General features: G+C 61.5%; 17 protein-coding genes and 1 pseudogene. 10 read left to right on the forward strand and 8 right to left on the reverse strand.

Features of this window, described 5'->3' with window-relative positions:
• Window positions 1-126 (forward strand): annotated as a pseudogene (locus EFR00_RS12805) (sugar ABC transporter ATP-binding protein); the annotation flags it as partial.
• Between the two features lie 6 nt (window positions 127-132).
• Here the strand turns inward: EFR00_RS12805 and EFR00_RS12810 are convergent.
• The 4 genes from EFR00_RS12810 to EFR00_RS12825 all read right to left on the reverse strand — a co-directional run bounded on the left by EFR00_RS12810 (window position 133) and on the right by EFR00_RS12825 (window position 5,795).
• A complete protein-coding gene (locus tag EFR00_RS12810; protein WP_077990841.1) occupies window positions 133-2,379 on the reverse strand; it encodes a glycoside hydrolase family 2 protein in 2,247 nt (748 codons plus the stop codon).
• Between the two features lie 254 nt (window positions 2,380-2,633).
• Window positions 2,634-3,545 (reverse strand): SMP-30/gluconolactonase/LRE family protein, encoded by a 912-nt coding sequence (locus EFR00_RS12815; protein ID WP_077990838.1) that lies wholly within the window; start codon window positions 3,543-3,545, stop codon window positions 2,634-2,636.
• 93 nt (window positions 3,546-3,638) lie between these two features.
• Window positions 3,639-4,460 carry an SDR family oxidoreductase gene (locus EFR00_RS12820; protein ID WP_077990835.1) on the reverse strand — a complete coding sequence of 274 codons (822 nt, stop codon included), beginning with the start codon at window positions 4,458-4,460 and terminating at the stop codon, window positions 3,639-3,641.
• Window positions 4,461-4,613: 153 nt separating this feature from the next.
• Window positions 4,614-5,795: a phytanoyl-CoA dioxygenase family protein gene (locus EFR00_RS12825; protein WP_077990832.1), complete on the reverse strand. Its 1,182-nt coding sequence runs from the start codon at window positions 5,793-5,795 to the stop codon at window positions 4,614-4,616.
• 203 nt (window positions 5,796-5,998) lie between these two features.
• Between EFR00_RS12825 and EFR00_RS12830 the strand changes: the two genes are divergently transcribed.
• Window positions 5,999-7,219, forward strand: coding sequence for an adenylate/guanylate cyclase domain-containing protein (locus EFR00_RS12830; protein WP_077990871.1), 1,221 nt, complete (start codon window positions 5,999-6,001; stop codon window positions 7,217-7,219).
• Between the two features lie 18 nt (window positions 7,220-7,237).
• Here the strand turns inward: EFR00_RS12830 and EFR00_RS12835 are convergent, their stop codons facing one another.
• The 4 genes from EFR00_RS12835 to EFR00_RS12850 form a co-directional block, all read right to left on the reverse strand.
• Window positions 7,238-8,017, reverse strand: coding sequence for an SDR family oxidoreductase (locus EFR00_RS12835; RefSeq protein ID WP_077990830.1), 780 nt, complete (start codon window positions 8,015-8,017; stop codon window positions 7,238-7,240).
• Between the two features lie 79 nt (window positions 8,018-8,096).
• On the reverse strand, window positions 8,097-8,492 hold the full coding sequence (locus EFR00_RS12840) for a DoxX family protein (RefSeq protein WP_077990828.1): 396 nt from the start codon (window positions 8,490-8,492) through the stop codon (window positions 8,097-8,099).
• A 94-nt stretch (window positions 8,493-8,586) separates the two neighbouring features.
• On the reverse strand, window positions 8,587-9,735 hold the full coding sequence (dgoD, locus tag EFR00_RS12845) for a galactonate dehydratase (protein ID WP_077990825.1): 1,149 nt from the start codon (window positions 9,733-9,735) through the stop codon (window positions 8,587-8,589).
• Between the two features lie 65 nt (window positions 9,736-9,800).
• The gene (locus EFR00_RS12850) at window positions 9,801-10,562 is read right to left on the reverse strand and encodes a FadR/GntR family transcriptional regulator (protein WP_406550264.1); all 762 of its coding nucleotides are present in this window, start codon (window positions 10,560-10,562) and stop codon (window positions 9,801-9,803) included.
• Window positions 10,563-10,765: 203 nt separating this feature from the next.
• On the opposite strand from EFR00_RS12850, the gene EFR00_RS12855 reads away from it, so the two are divergent.
• The 8 genes from EFR00_RS12855 to EFR00_RS12890 all read left to right on the forward strand — a co-directional run bounded on the left by EFR00_RS12855 (window position 10,766) and on the right by EFR00_RS12890 (window position 18,560).
• Window positions 10,766-11,749, forward strand: coding sequence for an arabinose ABC transporter substrate-binding protein (locus EFR00_RS12855; protein WP_077990822.1), 984 nt, complete (start codon window positions 10,766-10,768; stop codon window positions 11,747-11,749).
• Between the two features lie 68 nt (window positions 11,750-11,817).
• On the forward strand, window positions 11,818-13,323 hold the full coding sequence (araG, locus tag EFR00_RS12860) for an L-arabinose ABC transporter ATP-binding protein AraG (protein ID WP_077990821.1): 1,506 nt from the start codon (window positions 11,818-11,820) through the stop codon (window positions 13,321-13,323).
• A gap of 17 nt (window positions 13,324-13,340) precedes the next feature.
• Entirely contained in the window at window positions 13,341-14,291 is a 951-nt protein-coding gene (gene araH / locus EFR00_RS12865; protein WP_077990820.1) for an L-arabinose ABC transporter permease AraH, read from the forward strand.
• Entirely contained in the window at window positions 14,288-15,178 is an 891-nt protein-coding gene (locus EFR00_RS12870; protein ID WP_077990817.1) for an aldose 1-epimerase, read from the forward strand. Before araH ends, EFR00_RS12870 begins: the two co-directional genes overlap by 4 nt.
• Window positions 15,178-15,957, forward strand: a complete 780-nt coding sequence (locus EFR00_RS12875; RefSeq protein ID WP_009993576.1) for an SDR family oxidoreductase — start codon at window positions 15,178-15,180, stop codon at window positions 15,955-15,957. Before EFR00_RS12870 ends, EFR00_RS12875 begins: the two co-directional genes overlap by 1 nt.
• 146 nt (window positions 15,958-16,103) lie before the next feature.
• Window positions 16,104-16,535, forward strand: coding sequence for an OsmC family protein (locus EFR00_RS12880; RefSeq protein WP_004668726.1), 432 nt, complete (start codon window positions 16,104-16,106; stop codon window positions 16,533-16,535).
• A gap of 227 nt (window positions 16,536-16,762) precedes the next feature.
• Entirely contained in the window at window positions 16,763-17,371 is a 609-nt protein-coding gene (locus EFR00_RS12885; protein ID WP_077990815.1) for a TetR/AcrR family transcriptional regulator, read from the forward strand.
• Between the two features lie 49 nt (window positions 17,372-17,420).
• Window positions 17,421-18,560 carry an efflux RND transporter periplasmic adaptor subunit gene (locus EFR00_RS12890; RefSeq protein WP_077990814.1) on the forward strand — a complete coding sequence of 380 codons (1,140 nt, stop codon included), beginning with the start codon at window positions 17,421-17,423 and terminating at the stop codon, window positions 18,558-18,560.

Genomic DNA, 18,560 nt, shown 5'->3' on the forward strand with positions numbered 1-18,560 from the left:
GGCAAATCCGTCGTCGCCCGGCTGCGCGCCGATGCCGGCATCGCGCCGGGCCAGAACACCCGCCTTGCCTTCAATCTCGACAAGGCCGTGTTCTTCGATCCCGACAGCCAGATGCGGATCGCGTGATGGTCGTCAGGCGGCGGCTGTCACAGTGAGGGTCACGGGCGCGAAACGCGAGGAGACCGCTTCGACGGTGATCTCGCCGACCAGACCCGTCGCCTCCAGCCAGAAGCCAGCGGTGCCCCCCTGCAGCGGCACATTGACCGGGCCGACGATTTTTCCGGGTCCATGCACCTTCAGCGCAATGCTGTCGTTCATGAAGGGCAGGCGCTGGCCGCATTGGTCGAGGGCGCGGATGATGATACGGGTGCTGTCGCGTTCCCGGGCTTTCAGCGTGTGGGTGTCGGCGACGATTTCCAGCGTCGTCGGTAGAGGATCGGCGGCAAACGTCAGGCTCGCCACCGGCTCGCCGCCGATATAGCCGGTCAAGGTGCCGTCGATCCATTCCAGACCCCAGGTGCCGAGCTCGTCGGCAGTGAAGTGGCGATGATCGAGCACGACGGGCGGATGCGGCAGATGCGGATAATTCTCGCGGTCCGGGCCGATGCGCTTGCTGAGCCCGCCATATTGCAGTTCCACCTCGTCGCAATTGGTCAGGATGATCAGCGGCAGCACGCCGCCGATATTGCGCTCGCCGCGCGCCCAGAAGGTTGCCGGCTTCATGACGATCTCGTCGGACGGGTCGCACTGGCTGATATAGGCATAGGCGGCGAATTTCGGCTCGCGGAACATGTCCATGACGCCGTGATAGCAGATGCGGTCGCCGGAGCCGAAATCCTTGTGGGTGTTGTAATCGAACATGCACCAGCCGATCGCGCCCGAAATATCGGGGTCGCCATAGGCGGCATTCAGCACCTCCAGGTGACGGCGCACATGCTCGGCCTGGCGCTGCTCCTGGTCATAGATCTTCGTCGGGTGCATGTGGCCGTTGAACTCGGTGATGAGATACGGCACTTTCCGGGAAAGGCCGGTGTTCTCCTGCTGGCCGCGTAACACGGTTCGCGGGCGGTTGGCGCCCGGCAGCTCCTCGTTGCCGAGGATGAAGTCGTTCATCGTATAGACGTCTTCGAGCAGCTCGCTCTCGGTGATGTAACGCACGCCGCCGGTCTGGCGGGTGCTGTCGAGTTCGCGGGCGAGGCGATTGGTCTCGACATAGAAATCGTGACTATCCTGGGACTCGTTGATACGCACGCCCCAGATGATGATCGAGGGATGGTTCCAGTCGCGCTCGATCATGCGCCGGACGTTCTCGATCGATTCCTTCTGCCAGTCGGCATCGCCAATATGCTGCCAGCCGGGGATCTCTTCGAAGACCAGCAGGCCAATGGCGTCGCAGCGGTCGAGGAACCATTTCGACTGCGGATAATGCGAGGTGCGGACGATATTGCACTTCAGTACGCTCTTCATGATATCGGCGTCGCGTTCTTGGGCGGACCGGCCGGCGGCATAACCGACATAGGGGAAGGACTGATGACGGTTGAGGCCGCGCAGCTTCAGCGGCCTGCCGTTCAAGAGGAAACCTTCCGGCGTGAATTCGGCGGTGCGGAAACCGAAGCGGCTGGAGACACGGTCGGAGCCGTGCTCGGTCCGGAGCTCGACAGTGACTTCGTAGAGCGTGGGATCGGTAATCTCCCAGAGCGCGATGCCGGTAAGGCCGCCGAAGGAAAGCCTGGTGCGGTCGCCGATCGTCTCGGTTGCTGCGGTGGCGATCACCGTGCCGTCGGCCTGCTTCAGCGTGGCGGTGACGGTCGCCGAGAAGCTGCGGCCCTCCGGATTGGCGATATAGACGCGGACGGTTGCCGACTTTTCCAGGGCAAGGACGTCCGTGGTTTCGATCTTCAGATTGCGGATCGACACCGGGTCGGTGACCTTCAGCCAGACGTCGCGATAGATGCCGGCATAAGTGAGATAATCGATGCGGCCGCCGAAGGGTGGAATGGCAGGGTTTTCGCTGCCGTCGATCTTGACGGTAATGAGGTTCTCGCCCTTGAGGAGCTTGCCGGTGAGGCGGGCCTCGAAGGGGGTGTAGCCGTCCTTGTGGGCGATGATCTCTTCGCCGTTCAGATAGACAACGCTGTCGGCCATGGCGGCGTCGAAAACGAGCGAAACCTCGCGGCCCTCGAATTCGGGCAGCCAGCGCAGCACTTTCTGATAGGTGAAGGCGCGCTGATAGCTTTTCTCGTCGAAGTAGTTGAACGGCAGTTCGACGGCGGTATGGGGCAGGCTAACCGACTTGGCGGCGTCGAAGCTTTCGAGCAGACGCTGTCCGAAGCCCTCATGGAAACTCCAGCCTTCGTTGAAGGAAACGACGGAACGCATCTCAGGCTCTCCCGGTCATGGCATCAGAAGTGGTGCGCCGCCCTTCGGCGCGTGAAAATCGGGTCATCGGAACATCCCTTCTTGATGCAATGGATCTGCGGGCTGCCAGAACAGGATGTTGTCCGAAACGCTCACAGGTTTCTTGCCTCACGCTCTGAAGCACGCACATCGAATCTCATTCGTGTGACGCGCTTTAGCTTTTTTTATGCAAGTCGTCATCCCGGAACGGCGATCTTCAAGCCGGTCCTTGATCCTCACGGAAATTGGGCGCCGTTGGTCTTCGTATAGATCGAATAGACCGAGCGCGTCGCGGTGATGAAGAGCCGGTTTTTCTTGGGGCCGCCGAAGGTGAGGTTGGAGACCGTCTGCGGCACCCTGATCTTGCCGAGGAGCGTGCCGTCGGGCGAAAAGCAATGAACGCCGTCGCCGGCACTCGTCCAGAGATTGCCGCCGATGTCGAAGCGGAAGCCGTCGGGATTGCCGACATCGAGGCTGCAGAAATAGCGGCTGTTTGCGAGCCTCCTGCCGTCGACGACGTCGAAAACTCTTATATGGCGTGGCACGTCATGTTTTGCCGAGCCGGAATCGGCGATGTAGAATTTCGTCTCGTCGGGCGAGAAGGCAAGGCCGTTCGGCTGGATGAAATCCTCGACGACGGCCTCGATTGCGCCGCTTGAAGGGTCGATCCGGTAAACGTTTCGGGTCGGCTGCTCGGGCTCGGCCTTGTGGCCCTCGTAATCGGACAGGATGCCGTAGGTCGGATCGGTGAACCAGATCCCGCCATCGGAATGGACGACGACATCGTTCGGCGAGTTCAGCCGTTTGCCCTTGTAGCTGTCGGCGAGAACGGTGATGCTGCCGTCGATCTCGGTGCGGGTGACGCGGCGGCCGCCATGTTCGCAGGAGATAAGCCGGCCCTGCCGGTCACGGGTGTTGCCGTTCACGTAATTGGAAGGCGAGCGGAAGATCGAGACCGTGCCGTCGGGCGTCCAGCGCATCATGCGTTCGTTCGGGATATCGCTCCAGAGCAGGCAGTTGAGATCGGAAAACCAGACCGGCCCCTCCGTCCAGCGGCAGCCGCAATAGAGTTCCTCGAGCGCGGCGCTGCCGATGACCAGAGCGCCGAAACGTTCATCGCGGATGTCGTAAAGCGGATTGTCGGCCACGCCAGTTCCTCCTCAATGCTGCCATTTTCTTCCTAGCGGCAAATGCCGGGAGGTGCCAGAGCCCGGCGAGCGGAAATGCCGGGCTCCGGTTTTTCAGAGGGCGGAGACCGGATGCGGCGAGCCGTCATAAGCCCCCCAGATCGACTGGTCGAAGCAGATGACCGAGCCGGTCATCAGCCCGGATTCGGCTGACGACAGGTAAGCGCAGGCGCGCGCAACCTCATGCGGATCGACGAGGCGGCCGAAGGGCTGGCTGGCCGCCGCCTTCTCCAGCCAGTCGGCGGGGGCATCGTGATATTCGCGCTGGATGCGGTCCTCGCCTTCGGACGCCATCCAGCCGATATTGAGGCCGTTGACGCGGATTCGGTTGCGCAGCAGCGCATAGGCGGTGTTCTTCGTCAGCGTTTCGAGCGCGCCCTTGGAGGCGCAATAGGCGGCGATGAAGGGCTGGCCGGCTTTGGCCGACATCGAGCCGATATTGACGATAGTGCCTTCGGTCTTTTCGCGGCGCATGACCTTCAGCGTCTCCTGCATCAGGAAAAACGGCGCGCGCACATTGACGGCGAACATGGCGTCGAAGAGTTCAGGACTGGTATCGAGGATGGTGCCGCGATCGGTGATGGCGGCGGCATTGACCAGCGCGTCCACCCGGCCGAAGGCCTCGTCGCAGGCGTGCACGACATTCCGCGCGTCTTCGACCTTGCCGAGGTCGGCCTTGACATAGACGACTCGCACGCCGGTGGCGGCCGCAATCTCCGCGGCTTTCGCCTCGCCCTTGGTTTCATTGCGACCGCAGATGACGATGCCTTCCGCACCGCGCTCGGCGAAAAGACGGGCAATGGTGGCGCCCAGTCCTTGCGTGCCGCCGGTGACGATCGCAATCTTGCCGTCAAGGCGGCCGTGGTTCGTGCTCATGTGGTTCCTCCTCGGTGGTGATGGGCGAATGGCCCCCGCGGGTGCGGGAAGCGATTATGTCAACGTGTGTGGCCCCCTCAACCGGCTGCCGCCACCTTCTCCCCGAAGGAGAAAGTGCCCGCAGGGCGGATGAGGTGGCTCCAGTCTCCAAGTTCAGCTCAACTTCTTCCTCGCCTGCTCGGCAAGCGCTGCCGTAAAGGCCACTTCGCTCCAGCCTTCCCGCAACGCCTCGTGCATCAGCTGTGCCTGCGTCTTCGGCGCCAGGCCGCCGAGCGGCGGGTCGCGGTCGAGATTGGTCGGGAAGGAATAGCCTTCGGCGCAAGCGGCGACGGCGTTGGTGATTTCATCGGGCGTAAGCCTGCCCTGCAAGGTTTTCAACGCCGGAAAGAGCCTGGCGCTCATCCTCTCGCGATTGACGGTTTCCATGGCCCGGCCGAAGGCGGAGGAGACCTGCAGGAGGTTAGCGACGCGTTTGATGTCGGTCGAACGGTTGGTGCCGGCGGCATGGAAGAGGGCGGGATTGAAGAAGACGACGTCGCCCTTTTCGAGCGGCAGCTGCACGTGGCTGGCTTCGAAATAATCGCGGAACTCCTGGCGCTTCAGCGCGAGATAACCCGGCACATAGGTCTGGCTGTGCGGTAGGAAGAGCGTCGGGCCGCTTTCGAGCGGCATGTCGCAATGGGCGACCGCGCCCTGCAGCGTCAGCACCGGCGAAAGCCGGTGCACATGCGCTGGAAACTGCTCGATCACCTGAGACGACTGGAAGCCGAGATGATAGTCGCGATGGGCCGACTGTGCTGCGCCGCCCGGATTGACGCGGTTGACCTGCGCCGTCATCTGATAGCTCGGGCCGAGCCAGGCTTCGCTTGCCAGCGCGACGATGGCGTTGCCGTAATATTCGGCGAAATTTGCCGGATCGGCGATGCAATGTTTTTCCAATGAATTCCAGATCCGGTCGTTGGCGCCGGGCTTGGCGAAGTGATCGCCGCCGCCGGTCGAGGTGACGTGCTGCTCCTCGATGATCTGATTGAAGATCGCGCTGGCGCGGTCGATGATGCCGGTATCCTCGTAAGCATGTTTGAATACGATGACGCCGGGGCCCTCGCCGAAGGCCTCGCAGATTTCGGCCAGCACGGCGCGCCGGTCTTCAGCTACCGCCGCCATCACCTTGCGGCTTTCATAAATCAGGATGTTTTTCTCGACCGCTGACGCGGTGGGGTAATCGGCAAGCGCGGTCGTCTTTTCCGCAAGACGGCGAAAATCAGCAAGATCGCAGGCGTCTTCGGAGAGCCAGACACGGTCAGCGCGCAATTTCTGCTGGTTATCGGTTTTCATCCCAGGCTCCTCCCTGTTTTCGATGAGGCACTATACGCCGCGATGCGAGGTGATGTAGATCAGGAATCCATCAAAAACCCATTGCCTTGCTGTCGGCGGTTGAAATCATCACGCCCTACAACATGCCGGCCGGCGATTGAGCCAATCGGATTTCCATCGATGCCGGATTTGGGATAAAGCTTGATATGAGCGAGGTAAGCGGCATGGATTACAGCGACGTCAGCACGATTGCGGCCTGGGTTACGGAGCAGGGACTGAAGGGCGTTTCGGAAGCCGAACTCATGACTGGTTTTTGCGCGGCCTGCCGCAAGGCCGGCCTGCCGCTCGACCGCGGCCTGGCGCTGATGGATACACTGCACCCCGTGCATGAAGGCCGCGCCTTCCGCTGGGACAGTGTGGAGGAGATCCAAGCCGAATTCGAGTATGGTCCAACGAGTTCGGGCGAAGCGGCGGCGAATTGGCAGCGCTCGGCCTTCTACCATCTTTGGTCGGGCAACGAGCGGGAGGTGCGCCGACGTCTGGGCTTCGGCGATCCGATCGATTTCGCCATGCTCGACAAGATCGCCGAGGCCGGCCACACGGATTTCGTGGCGATGATGCATCGTTTCAGCGAAGCCGGCACGATCGGCGAGATGGATTGCTTCTTCTCGCATTTCGCAACCAAACATCCTGAGGGGTTTTCCGATCACGATCTCGCCATCCTGCGCAAGCTGGTGCCGGTCCTCGGTTTGGCGATCAAGTGCATCGCGCTCGGACGCATCGCCCGCACCATCGCGGAAGTCTATCTCGGCGAGGATGCGGCGCGCCAGGTGATGGAAGGCAAGATCAGCCGCGGCAAATCGGAGCGGATTTCGGCGGCCCTCTGGTTTTCCGATTTGTTGAACTACACCAAGATTTCCGATCGCGTGCCGCCGGAGGAAATCATCCCGCTGCTCAACGATTACAGCGAGGTAGCGATCTCGGCGATCCACGAGGCCGGCGGCAATGTGCTGAAGCTGATCGGCGACGGCGTGCTCGCCATATTCAAGGGCGAGGTGCCGGCCGAGACCTGCCGGGCGGCGCTCAGCGCCGAATCGCTGCTGCGGGAAAAGCTCGTCACCCTGAATGCCGCGCGCGCGGCGGATGGCAGGCCGACGACGGACGTCTATATTGGTCTGCATATCGGCGATGTCTTCTACGGCAATATCGGCAGCCAGGACCGGCTGGACTTCACCGTCATCGGCCCCGCCGTCAACGAAGTCAGCCGGATTGCCTCGATGTGCCGTTCGGTCGATCTCAACCTGTTGATCTCCTCCGATTTTGCTGCGGCCATTCCGGAGGAAGAGCGCGCCGCGCTCGCCTGCGTCGGGCGTTATGCGTTGCGCGGAGTGCAGCGTGCACAGGAACTCTACACCTTGGACAGCGCACGGCTGGCAGCCGACTGACCGTCTAACGACGCGCGGCTATCGCAGCAGGCCCTGGCCGCCGTCGATCCAGATCGGAGTGCCGGTAATGTGCCGGGCGCGCTCGGAGGCGAGGAAGAGGATGGTTTCGGCGACATCCTCGCTCTTGCCCGCCTTACCGCCAGCGATCGGGATATCGCCTTCCGGCCAGATGACCGGAACCTCGGTTTCTTCACGACCACGACTGGCGGTATTGGCGTTGATATTGGTTTCGATCTCGCCGGGGCAGACGGCATTGACGCGGATGTCGTGTCGCCCGAGTTCCAGAGCGAGTTGCTGGACCATCGCGACCTGGCCGGCCTTGGTGGCGGTGTAGGCGGTGGCGCCCGGCGTGGTAAAGGTGCGGGTCCCGTTGATCGAGGAGACGACGATAATCGAACCGCCGCGTTGCTTCAAATGCGGAACCGTCAGATGCAGGGTCAGATAGGTGCCGCGCAGATTGACGGCGATCGTTTTGTCCCACTCGTCCGGTTTCAGATCATCGATCGGTGCCCAGACGCCGTTGATCCCGGCATTGGCGACGACGATGTCCAGGCCCTCGAAGGTATTGGTGAGTTTCTGCACCGCGGCTCGCATTTGAGCCTCGTCGCTGGTATCGGCCGTCAGCGCGATCGCCTCTCCGCCGGCCGACTTGATCTCGGCGCAGGTCTTTTCGACTTCGTCTGCCGTCCGGCTCAGTGCAGCGACCTTCGCTCCCTCGGCAGCGAGCTTCAACGCGGCTGCCTTGCCGATGCCGGAACCGGCGCCGGTTACCAACGCGATCTTTCCCTTCAGCTCCATGGACGCTCTCCTTGACGTTCCGCCGTATGCCAATGTCCGGCGCAGCAGTTGGTTCCGGATGAGAGCGGGTTGTTCGCGCTTATCTGAGAAGCGTCTGCTTGAAGGCCCATTTCTCCGGTCCATGGACGGCGGCAAAGAGCAGGCCGGCGAGGAAGGTGAAATGATCGACGAAGAAGCCGAACTCGGCCTGGTTCTGCTGCCAATGGGACGGCCCGTGGAAGGCGAAGGCGAGAAAGATCACGTAGATGCCTGCGAGCAGGCTGGCCTCGCGGAAAAATGCGCCCGATATGAAGGCGAGGGCCAGCGCGATCTCGAAGAAGGCTGCGATCCAGGTCAGGAAGGTCGGCATCGGGAAACCGGCAGCGGCGATATAGCCGGAAGTCGCGCCGACATCGGCGAATTTGAAGCCGGCGGCCATGAAGAAGATAAAACTGAAGATGATGCGGGCGGCGAAAATTGCGATTGCTCTGGCCATGAAAACCTCCTCTTGGGCTTCCACTATGACGGATGAGCGGCCTGATCTCCGACACGGCGAATAAAAAAGGGCCGCTCGCGCGACCCTTTCCCTTTTACCATTCGGCAAAGCTGCCGTCGGCGTGGCGCCAGACCGGGTTGCGCCAGCGATGGCCCTCTTTGGCGCGTTCGATGACATAGGCTTCGTCGACGTCGATGCCGAGACCTGGGCCCTGCGGGATCGAGACGAAACCATCGGCATAGTGGAACACCTCCTTGTTGGAGATGTAATCGAGGATGTCGTTGCCGGTGTTGTAATGGATGCCGAGGCTCTGCTCCTGGATGAAGGCGTTGTAGCTGACGGCGTCGACCTGCAGGCAGGCGGCGAGCGCGATCGGGCCGAGCGGGCAATGCGGCGCCAGCGCCACGTCATAGGCTTCAGCCATGGCTGCGATCTTGCGGCATTCGGTGATGCCGCCGGCATGCGAAAGATCCGGCTGAATGATGTCGACGTAACCGTCGGAAAGCACCTGCTTGAAGTCCCAGCGGGAATAAAGCCGTTCGCCGAGCGCGATCGGTGTCGAGGTGTGGTTGACGATATCGCGCAGCGCTTCCTTGTTTTCGGAGAGCACCGGCTCTTCGATGAACATCAGCTTGTAAGGTTCGAGCTGCTTGGCGAGAACCTTGGCCATCGGCTTGTGGACGCGGCCGTGGAAATCGACGCCGATGCCGATATGCGGGCCGATCGCCTCGCGGATGGCGGCGATCGTCTCGACCGCGTTCTCCACCTTCTCATTGGTGTCGACGATCTGCATCTCCTCGCAGCCGTTGAGCTTGATCGCCTTGAAGCCGCGGACGACCACCTCCCTGGCATTGTTGGCGACATCGGCGGGACGGTCGCCGCCGATCCAGGAGTAGACCTTGATGCGGTCGCGCAGCTGGCCGCCGAGCAGCGAATGGATCGGCTGTCCAAGGGCCTTGCCTTTGATATCCCAGAGCGCCTGATCGATGCCGGAGATCGCGCTCATATGGGCGGCACCGCCGCGATAGAAGCCGCCGCGATACATCACCGTCCAGTGGTCCTCGATCAGGAAGGGATCCTTGCCAATCAGGTAGTCTTCGAGTTCGTGGACGGCGGCCTCGACGGTCAGCGCGCGGCCCTCGACGACCGGCTCACCCCAGCCGACGATACCTTCGTCCGTCTCGACCTTCAGAAACAGCCAGCGCGGCGGAACAATATAGGTAGTGAGTTTGGTGATCTTCATCGCGGTTCTTCAGCTTTTCCTGTGGTTGAGATCGGCGGCATTTCCGCAGAGGTGGGTGGGATCGATTACTTCGTTCTGCCGATCACCTTCTCGGCGGCGGCAAGGTCGCGTACCGCAAGGTCGAGCATGCGGTTGGCGCATTCGCGGGCGCCTGTCTTGTCCCGCATGCGCAAAGCCTCGACGAGTTCGCCGTGAACGAGCACAGCATCCTCCCGGTTTTCGACGGCGATGTTGGAGGCATGCAATGCATATTTCAGCGCCGCATGGATGGCGCTCGACAGGCGGCGGAACACCTGGTTATGGCTGGCGGTGAGCAGCACGGTGTGAAACATCACATCGGCATCGGTGAAGCTTTCCGGTTCGCCGGCGCTGTCGCGCATCTGCCGCCAGGCCCTGTCGAGATCGGCGATCTCCTGGGCGCTGGCGCGTTCGGCGGCATATTCGGCGGCTGCCGGCTCTATCGTGCGCCGGGCTTCGAGAATGCAGCCCAACAGGTCGAAGTCCTTGATGTAAGGCCCCATCCAGTCGAGCACCTCGGCGTCCAGGATATTCCACTCGTCCCTGTCGCAAACGGTCGTTCCGACCCGCGGCTTGCCGCGAACGAGCCCCTTGGACTCCAGCACTTTCAATGATTCGCGAATGACGGTGCGGCTGACGCCGTAGAGTTCGCAGAGATCATTCTCACGGGGCAGCGGTGAGCCCGAGGGATAGCGATCCGCACAGATATCCTGAGCGATCGCCGCCGTAACGTTACGGCGTACGCGCGGCCGGCGTTCGCTGCTTCTGGAGGTTTCCGCTCGGCTTTGTCCCTCAGATTCCAACTTCACCTCTCCGCAACTCTCTTCCGCGAAAGAAACCGAACCTCATTATCCGAATTCGATCGGCTTTGCGACGGGCCCTCCCGACTCTCGCTGTTATCCTATTATTTCAATCATCATACATTGGCAATTGACTGGTATGATGATTTAACATAATTCATTGGACACTGCCGGGGGGCAGTTGCTCGATTTCAGAGTTTAGGGAGAGAGACATGCGCTTGTTCAAAGCAGCCATCGTGGCTGGCGCTTTCGCCGTTTTGGCGGCCGGCTCGGCATTTTCCGCGGACGTGAAGATTGGCTTCATCGTCAAGCAGCCCGAGGAGCCGTGGTTCCAGGACGAGTGGAAATTCGCCGACCAGGCAGCAAAGGAAAAAGGCTTCACTGTCGTCAAGATCGGCGCTGAAGACGGCGAGAAGGTTCAGTCGGCGATCGACAATCTCGGCGCCCAGGGCGCGCAGGGCTTCATCATCTGCACGCCCGACGTCAAGCTCGGCCCGGGCATCGTCGCCAAGGCGGAAGCCAACCAATTGAAGCTGATGACGGTCGACGACCGCCTGGTCAGCGCCGACGGCAAGCCGTTGGAAGAGGTTCCGCATATGGGCATCTCGGCCACCAAGATCGGCGAGACCGTGGGTCAGGCCATCGTCGACGAAATCAAGAAGCGCGGCTGGGACATGAAGAATGTCGGCGCGATCCGGGTTTCTTACGATCAGCTGCCGACCGCGGTCGACCGCGTCGAGGGCGCGATTTCGGTGCTGAAGTCCGCCGGCTTCCCGGCCGAGAATATTTATGACGCGCCGCAGGCGAAGACCGATACGGAAGCGGCGCTCAATGCCGCGACCACGGTTCTCAACAAACATGCCGATGTGAAATACTGGGTTGCCTTCGGCCTCAACGACGAAGCCGTCCTCGGCGCCGTCCGTGCTTCCGAATCCGTCGGCATTCCGGCGGCGAACATCATCGGTGTCGGCATCGGCGGGGCGGAATCGGCGATTAACGAATTCAAGAAGCCGGCGGCGACGGGTTTCTTCGGCACGGTGATCATCTCGCCGAAGCCTCATGGCTACGAGACGGCGATCAACATGTACGACTGGATCGCCAACGGCAAGGAGCCGGCAAAGCTGACGCTGACCTCCGGCTCGCTGGCGTTGCGCGGCGACTACGAGAAGGTCCGCAAGGATCTTGGCATCGAGTGACCATCTCCAGATGATGTCAATCCGGCAGCACCCGAGCGCGCTGCCGGATCCTTCTCGGCGGAGCGGTGATGGCTTTCCTCGAATTCAACAATATCTCCAAGGGCTATCCCGGCGTGCAGGCGCTGGCGAATGTTTCCTTCACCGTCGAGAAAGGCGCCGTCCATGGCCTGATGGGCGAAAACGGCGCCGGCAAATCAACGCTGATCCGCGTGCTTTCCGGCGATCAGGCCGCCGATGACGGCAGCATCTTCATCGATGGCGAGGAGCAGAAATACGGCTCGGTGCGCGACGCCTTCCACGCCGGCATTGTCGTCATCCACCAGGAGCTGCAGCTTGTTCCGGAATTGACGATTGCCGAAAACCTCTGGCTCGGCCGCTTTCCGGCCAAGGGCGGCGTCATCCATTCGAAGACACTGATCGAGACGGTGCGCGCGAAGCTTGAGGAAATCGGCATCCACGTCGATCCTTCCGCCAAGGTCAGCTCGCTTTCGATCGGCGCGCGGCAGATGATCGAGATCGCCAAGGCCGTCATGCTCGACGCTCGGGTGATCGCGCTCGACGAGCCGACCTCCTCGCTTTCCTCGCGTGAAAGTGAAATCCTGTTTTCGCTTATCGACAGGCTGAAGGCAAAGGGGACGGTCATTCTCTACGTCTCGCATCGCCTCGACGAGATTTTTCGTCTTTGCGACAGCCTGACGGTGCTGCGCGACGGCAGGCTTGCTGCCCATCATCCCGCCATTTCCGAGACGACGCGCGAACAGATCATCTCGGAAATGGTCGGACGTGAGATCAGCGATATCTGGGCATGGCGCGAGCGTCCGCTCGGCGACATCAGGCTGGAGGTCAAGGGCCTGTCCGGGCCGAGACTGCGCACCCCTATCGGCTTTTCAGTCCGCCGAGGCGAGATCCTCGGCTTCTTCGGGCTGATCGGCGCCGGCCGCAGCGAGATGGCGCGGCTGCTTTACGGCGCCGATGCCAGACATCAAGGCCAAGTTACGATCGACGGCATTGCCGTCTCTCCTGACAATCCGAAAGCGGCGATCAAGGCCGGCATGGTGCTCTGCCCCGAGGATCGCAAGTTCGACGGCATCATCCAAGGTCGGTCGGTCGAAGAGAATATCGCCATTTCTTCACGCCGGCACTATTCATCCTTCGGCCTTTTGAAGCCGAAGATGGAGGCCGCACAGGCAGACCGATTTATCGCCAGGCTTCGAGTGCGCACACCGACGCGCCGGCAGGACATCGTCAATCTCTCCGGCGGCAATCAGCAGAAGGTCATTCTCGGGCGCTGGCTTTCCGAGCAGGGCATCAAGGTCCTCGTCATCGACGAGCCGACTCGCGGTATCGATGTCGGGGCGAAGTCGGAAATCTACGACATCCTCTATGAGCTGGCGGCCGACGGCATGGCGATCGTGGTGATATCAAGCGAGTTGCCCGAGGTCATGGGCATCTGCGATCGCATCATGGTGATGTGCCAGGGCAGGGTGGCGGCGAATGTCGCCCGGCCGGATTTCAACGAGCGCAGCATCCTGACGGCGGCACTGCCCGACAGGAATGCCGCCGGCACCACTTAGGATCAGGAATACGGACAATGAATGCCTTGAAAAAAACCCTTCTCGGCGAACAGGGGCTGGTAGTGATCTTCGCCGCCGCCTTCGTGATCGTCTCGCTCTTCGTCCCGAACTTCCTGACAGAGCGAAACATGCTAGGGCTTTTGCAGTCGGTCGTCACGATCGGCATCGTCGCCTGCACGATGATGTTCTGCCTGGCTTCGCGCGATTTCGATCTATCGGTCGGCTCGATTGTCGCCTTCTCCGGCATGATCGCCGTGATGGTCTCGAACGCCACGGGCTCCATTCCGGTCGGTCTGCTGGCCGCCCTACTGTGCGGCGCCATCGTCGGCTTCGTCAACGGGATTGTCATTGCCCGCTTTCGCGTCAATGCGCTGATCACCACGCTTGCGACGATGCAGATCGTGCGCGGGCTGGCGCTGATCGCCTCGGATGGCCGTGCCGTCGGCATTAACGATCCCGCCTTCTACCAGCTTGCCCTGTCGCGCTTCCTTACCGTGCCGACGCCGATTTGGATCATGCTCATCCTGTTCGTCGTCTTCGGCTTCGTGCTCAATCGCACCGTCTTCGGCAAGAACACGCTGGCGATCGGCGGCAATCCCGAGGCCTCGCGGCTTGCCGGCGTCAATGTTGTCAACACCCGCATCTGGATCTTTGCGCTGCAGGGCCTCATCTGTGGCATTGCCGGCATCCTGCTTGCCTCACGCATCACCTCCGGCCAGCCGAACGCGGCGACCGGGCTCGAGCTGTCGGTGATTTCCGCCTGCGTTCTTGGCGGGGTTTCGCTGGCCGGCGGCCGGGCGGCGATGAGCGGCGTCATTGTCGGCGTGCTGATCATGGGCATTGCCGAAAACGTTATGAATCTCCTCAATATCCAGGCATTCTATCAGTATGTCGTGCGCGGGCTGATCCTGCTGATCGCGGTGCTGCTCGACAATTTGCGGTCTTCGGCCGCGGGACGACGTGGATGAACCAGGAACGAGCCGGGAGCGACATTGAACTGGAGAACGGAGATGTCGCCGTCCGGGTCAGCTCCCGGGGTGCGGCGGTTGTCGCCGCGACGTTTCGAAATATACCCTTTCTCGTTCCGGCCGGAGGGCTGGACGGGACGTTCGCGAATTTTCCTATGGTTCCCTTCGGCAACCGCGTAAACGGCAACGCGATGTCCTTTGCCGGACGCGACTATGCCTTCCAGCCGAATACTGCCGAGCCGCTCTATCGGCACGGCGACGGCTGGCTCGGCCTCTGGCAGATTGAAGACCGCAGTCCAGCGCATGCGCAGTTTGCCTTTTCCCGCCGCGCCGATCGGATTTCCCCCTATGCCTATCTTGCCCGGCAGGAGGTTCGTCTCGCCGGCGATGCGCTGGTGCTGACGCTTTCGGTGGAAAACCGCGGCGAAGCGGCGCTTCCATTCGGTCTCGGTCAGCATCCCTTCTTCGTGCGGACGCCAGAGACGAGAATGACCATTGCGGCCGATCGCTATTGGAGCGAGCGGCCCGACCATCTGCCTGATGTGCTAGGCCCCGTGCCTGGCTATTTCGATTTCAGATCGGAAAGGCTGTTGCCGCAGAGATGGATGAACAATGCCTTCGAGGGCTGGAACGGGCGGGCGGCCATCACCTGGCCGGAGCTTGGAATTCAGGCGGCACTGCAAGCCGACGGCGCGCTCGACCGCTTTATGCTCTATATGCCGGCCGACCGGAGCGATTTCTTCTGCCTCGAGCCGATGAGCCATCTGCCGAACGGCCATCACCTGCCTGAGCTCGGAGGCCTCATACCGCTTTCGCCGGGTGAGATTCTTTCCGGCAAGGTCACGATCGAGCTGTCGGCGCTGCCGGTTCAGCCGGAGGGAAGATGATGAGCAACCGCCTGCAGGGCAAGAACATCCTGATAACGGGCGCTGCGCAAGGTATCGGCCTTGCGATCGCGAAGGCGTTCATCAGCGAAAATGCGGCCGTCTATCTCATTGACCGCGATGCGGCGCTGCTGGCTCGGGCAGCGGCGGATCTCGCGAGCACCGGCGCCCGGCTCGGTTATCTTCCAGCCGATATAACCGATGCCGGAACGATCACGCGGGTGGTCGCCGAGGCGAATGAGGAGATCGGTCCGCTGAATGCGCTCGTCAACAATGCAGGGGTCAATGTTTTTGCCGAGCCGCTCGCGACGAGCGACGACGAATGGAACCGCTGTTTCGATATCAACCTAAAGGGCGCTTGGAATTGCTGCAAGGCGGTGCTGCCGGGCCTGATCGAGCAGGGCGGCGGTGTCATTCTCAACATTGCCTCGACCCATGCCTTCACCATCATCCCGCACACATTTCCTTATCCGCTGGCAAAACATGCATTGCTGGGCATGACGAAATCGCTAGGCCTCGAATATGCGGCCTGCAATATCCGCGTCAACGCGCTGGCGCCGGGCTATGTCTCGACGCAGAAGGTGGTCGATTACTGGAACAGCTTCCCCGATCCGGAAGGCGCCAAGGCCGAGACGATGAAACTGCATCCGGGCGGGCGGATCGCCACACCGGAGGAGATCGCCATGGCGGCCGTCTTCATGATCTCCGACGAATGCCCGTTCATGAATGCCACCTGCCTGACGATCGATGGTGGCCTCAGCGTCCTACAGCATCCCGTCTGAACGCTTCAGGCGCGTCGATTTTTACAAGCCTGTCGTCTTCTCGAGATAGAGCATTATATTGCCCGTCGGGGGCTATCTGATCTCCCGCAGGCACGGAGCGGCGCCCTGCCGCTTGCTGAGAGCACAATCGAAAACAGGAGGACGGCATGCAGATCAATCGCACGGCTTCGGCTCATTGGAGCGGCGGTCTCAAGGATGGCAAAGGGCTGATCTCGACGCAGAGCGGCGCCCTGAAGGATTATCCATACGGCTTTGCCAGCCGCTTCGAAGGCATTCCCGGCACCAACCCGGAAGAACTGATCGGAGCTGCCCATGCCGGCTGCTTCACCATGGCGCTGTCCTTGATCCTTGGTGAAGCCGGTTTCACAGCCGAACATATGGAGACCTCCGCCAAGGTGACGCTCGAAAGCGTCGAGGGCGGCTTTGCCGTCACCGCCATCCATCTTTCGCTCTCCGGTCGCATCCCCGGCGCCGACGAGGCGACCTTTACCGAACTCGCCAATAAGGCGAAGGCCGGCTGCCCGATTTCCAAGGCGCTCGCCGCCGTTCCGATTACGCTTGACGTCAAGCTCGCCTAATTCCTCTACCGCCGACGAGGTGCCGCGCTCAGTTGTCGCGGCACTTTCCAATTTCCCGGCGCCGATCTTCACCCTTCCGAAACTTCGCTATGTTTGATGCAGCTTTGCTGCTCCCATGGCAGCCCTTCGCGCCGCATTCGCGTGCCCGCATGTTGACAAATGACGACTGATATTTTACGACTGACGAAATTCAAAAATCGTCATTCGTAATTCGGACGCCGAAAACCATGAACGACATCGCGGAAAATACGCTCGACGTCACGCGGCAGGAGAATGTCACGCGCATTCTCGATGCGGCCGAGCGGCTGTTTCGCCACTATGGCTACAGCAAGACTACGGTGGCCGACATTGCCCGCGATCTCGGCATGTCTCCGGCCAATATTTATCGGTTCTTCGCGTCGAAGGTGGAGATCCACCAGGCACTTTGCGGGCGCATGCTCGCGACCGCATATCAGATCGCCTACGACATCCGCCATCAGCCGGTCAGCGCCAGCGAGCGGCTGCGCCGTTATGTCAAGACCCAGCATCAGTTGACGCTCGATCTGATGCTCGACGAGATGAAGGTGCACGAGATGATTATCGTCGCGATCGAGCGCGACTGGCATGTCATCGAAAAACATATCGATCGCGTCCATGATCTCATTGCCGAAATCATTGCCGAAGGGATCGCTGCCGGTGAGTTTGCCGAGCAGGACCCGGTCGTTGCCTCGCGTTGCTTCGGTGCCGCGACGATCAATCTCGTCCACCCGCAGATGGTGGCGCAATGTCTTGCCAAAACCAACCGCGCGAGCGTCGACGAACTGATCGATTATGTGATCAGGGCGCTGAAGAAATAGTGGACGGCAGCCGCCGTCAAATCCCCGAAACGATCCAGGAGTGCGGAAGATGTTTTCGCTCAAGACCCTCAGCCACCGCATGCCGCCCGCCGCCGGCCTCGTGCTCGTCAGCGCCCTCGGCATCGGCCTTTCCGCCTGCTCGGAGGAGAAGGCCGAGGTGACAGAGGTCATCCGGCCGGTGAAGGTCGTCGAGATCGCCAGGGCCGGCGACACCCGCAAACTCGATTATTCCGGCTCGGTCAAGGCGCGCACGGAAATGAACCTCGGATTTCGGGTCGCCGGCAAGATCACCGAACGCCTCGTCGATATTGGCGATCGGGTGACGCCGGGTGACACTCTCGCCCGCATCGATGCCACGGACTACCAGCTGGCGGTCAAGACGGCGGAAGCCAATCTCGCCGCAGCCGAAAGGGGCGTTGAAACTGCCGATCTTGCCAACAAACGCGCCGAGCAGCTCTTCGACAAGAGCGTCGCTCCAAAGTCGCAGCTCGAACAGGCAGCCCTCAGCCATGACCAGGCAGTTTCGCAGCGCGATGCCGCGCTTTCGGCGCTCGATCAGGCGAAGAACCAGGTAAGCTATACCGATCTCAAGGCCGGCCAGAACGGCATCGTCACATCAATCAATGCCGACATCGGCCAGGTCGTCGGCTCCGGCACCGCCGTTATCACTGTTGCCGTCGATGGCGAGAAGGAAGTGCAGATCGCGGTTCCGGAAAATGACATCGCCCAATTCAAGCCCGGCAAGACGGTCAAGGCAAGCTTCTGGGCCGACGACGGGCTGGTGCTCGACGGCAAGGTGCGTGAAGTCTCAGGCAGCGCCGACCAGCAGTCGCGCACCTTTGCGGTTCGGGTGAGCCTGCCGAACGATCCGCGCGTGCTTCTCGGAATGACGGCGACGATCGAGGCCGATATCAGCAATGGCAACAGCTATGTCTCGATCCCGCTCAGCGCGCTTGCCGAGAAGGACGGCAAGCAGATGGTCTGGACCGTCGACCGCGACACGGCGACCGTGCATAGCCGCGACATCAAGGTCGCCGATTTCACCGGCGACGGTGTGCACGTGACCGAAGGCCTCGATACCGGCGATCTCGTCGTTGCCGCCGGCACGCAATTCATGAGCGAGAACCTGAAGGTGAAGGTGCCGGACCAGCAGTCGGCCCTGGCCGCCACGGACCAGACCGTCCGCTGA

The organism is Rhizobium sophoriradicis (assembly GCF_003939025.1).
GTDB lineage: Bacteria > Pseudomonadota > Alphaproteobacteria > Rhizobiales > Rhizobiaceae > Rhizobium > Rhizobium sophoriradicis.

Excerpts from the sequence above, each read along its gene's own strand:
- EFR00_RS12810 (WP_077990841.1), bottom strand. The coding sequence starts at position 2,379 with ATGCGTTCCGTCGTTTCCTTCAACGAAGGCTGGAGTTTCCATGAGGGC.
- EFR00_RS12820 (WP_077990835.1), bottom strand. The coding sequence starts at position 4,460 with ATGAGCACGAACCACGGCCGCCTTGACGGCAAGATTGCGATCGTCACC.
- EFR00_RS12825 (WP_077990832.1), bottom strand. The coding sequence starts at position 5,795 with ATGAAAACCGATAACCAGCAGAAATTGCGCGCTGACCGTGTCTGGCTC.
- EFR00_RS12830 (WP_077990871.1), top strand. The coding sequence starts at position 5,999 with ATGGATTACAGCGACGTCAGCACGATTGCGGCCTGGGTTACGGAGCAG.
- EFR00_RS12835 (WP_077990830.1), bottom strand. The coding sequence starts at position 8,017 with ATGGAGCTGAAGGGAAAGATCGCGTTGGTAACCGGCGCCGGTTCCGGC.
- EFR00_RS12840 (WP_077990828.1), bottom strand. The coding sequence starts at position 8,492 with ATGGCCAGAGCAATCGCAATTTTCGCCGCCCGCATCATCTTCAGTTTT.
- dgoD (WP_077990825.1), bottom strand. The coding sequence starts at position 9,735 with ATGAAGATCACCAAACTCACTACCTATATTGTTCCGCCGCGCTGGCTG.
- EFR00_RS12855 (WP_077990822.1), top strand. The coding sequence starts at position 10,766 with ATGCGCTTGTTCAAAGCAGCCATCGTGGCTGGCGCTTTCGCCGTTTTG.
- araG (WP_077990821.1), top strand. The coding sequence starts at position 11,818 with ATGGCTTTCCTCGAATTCAACAATATCTCCAAGGGCTATCCCGGCGTG.
- araH (WP_077990820.1), top strand. The coding sequence starts at position 13,341 with ATGAATGCCTTGAAAAAAACCCTTCTCGGCGAACAGGGGCTGGTAGTG.
- EFR00_RS12870 (WP_077990817.1), top strand. The coding sequence starts at position 14,288 with ATGAACCAGGAACGAGCCGGGAGCGACATTGAACTGGAGAACGGAGAT.
- EFR00_RS12875 (WP_009993576.1), top strand. The coding sequence starts at position 15,178 with ATGAGCAACCGCCTGCAGGGCAAGAACATCCTGATAACGGGCGCTGCG.
- EFR00_RS12880 (WP_004668726.1), top strand. The coding sequence starts at position 16,104 with ATGCAGATCAATCGCACGGCTTCGGCTCATTGGAGCGGCGGTCTCAAG.
- EFR00_RS12885 (WP_077990815.1), top strand. The coding sequence starts at position 16,763 with ATGAACGACATCGCGGAAAATACGCTCGACGTCACGCGGCAGGAGAAT.
- EFR00_RS12890 (WP_077990814.1), top strand. The coding sequence starts at position 17,421 with ATGTTTTCGCTCAAGACCCTCAGCCACCGCATGCCGCCCGCCGCCGGC.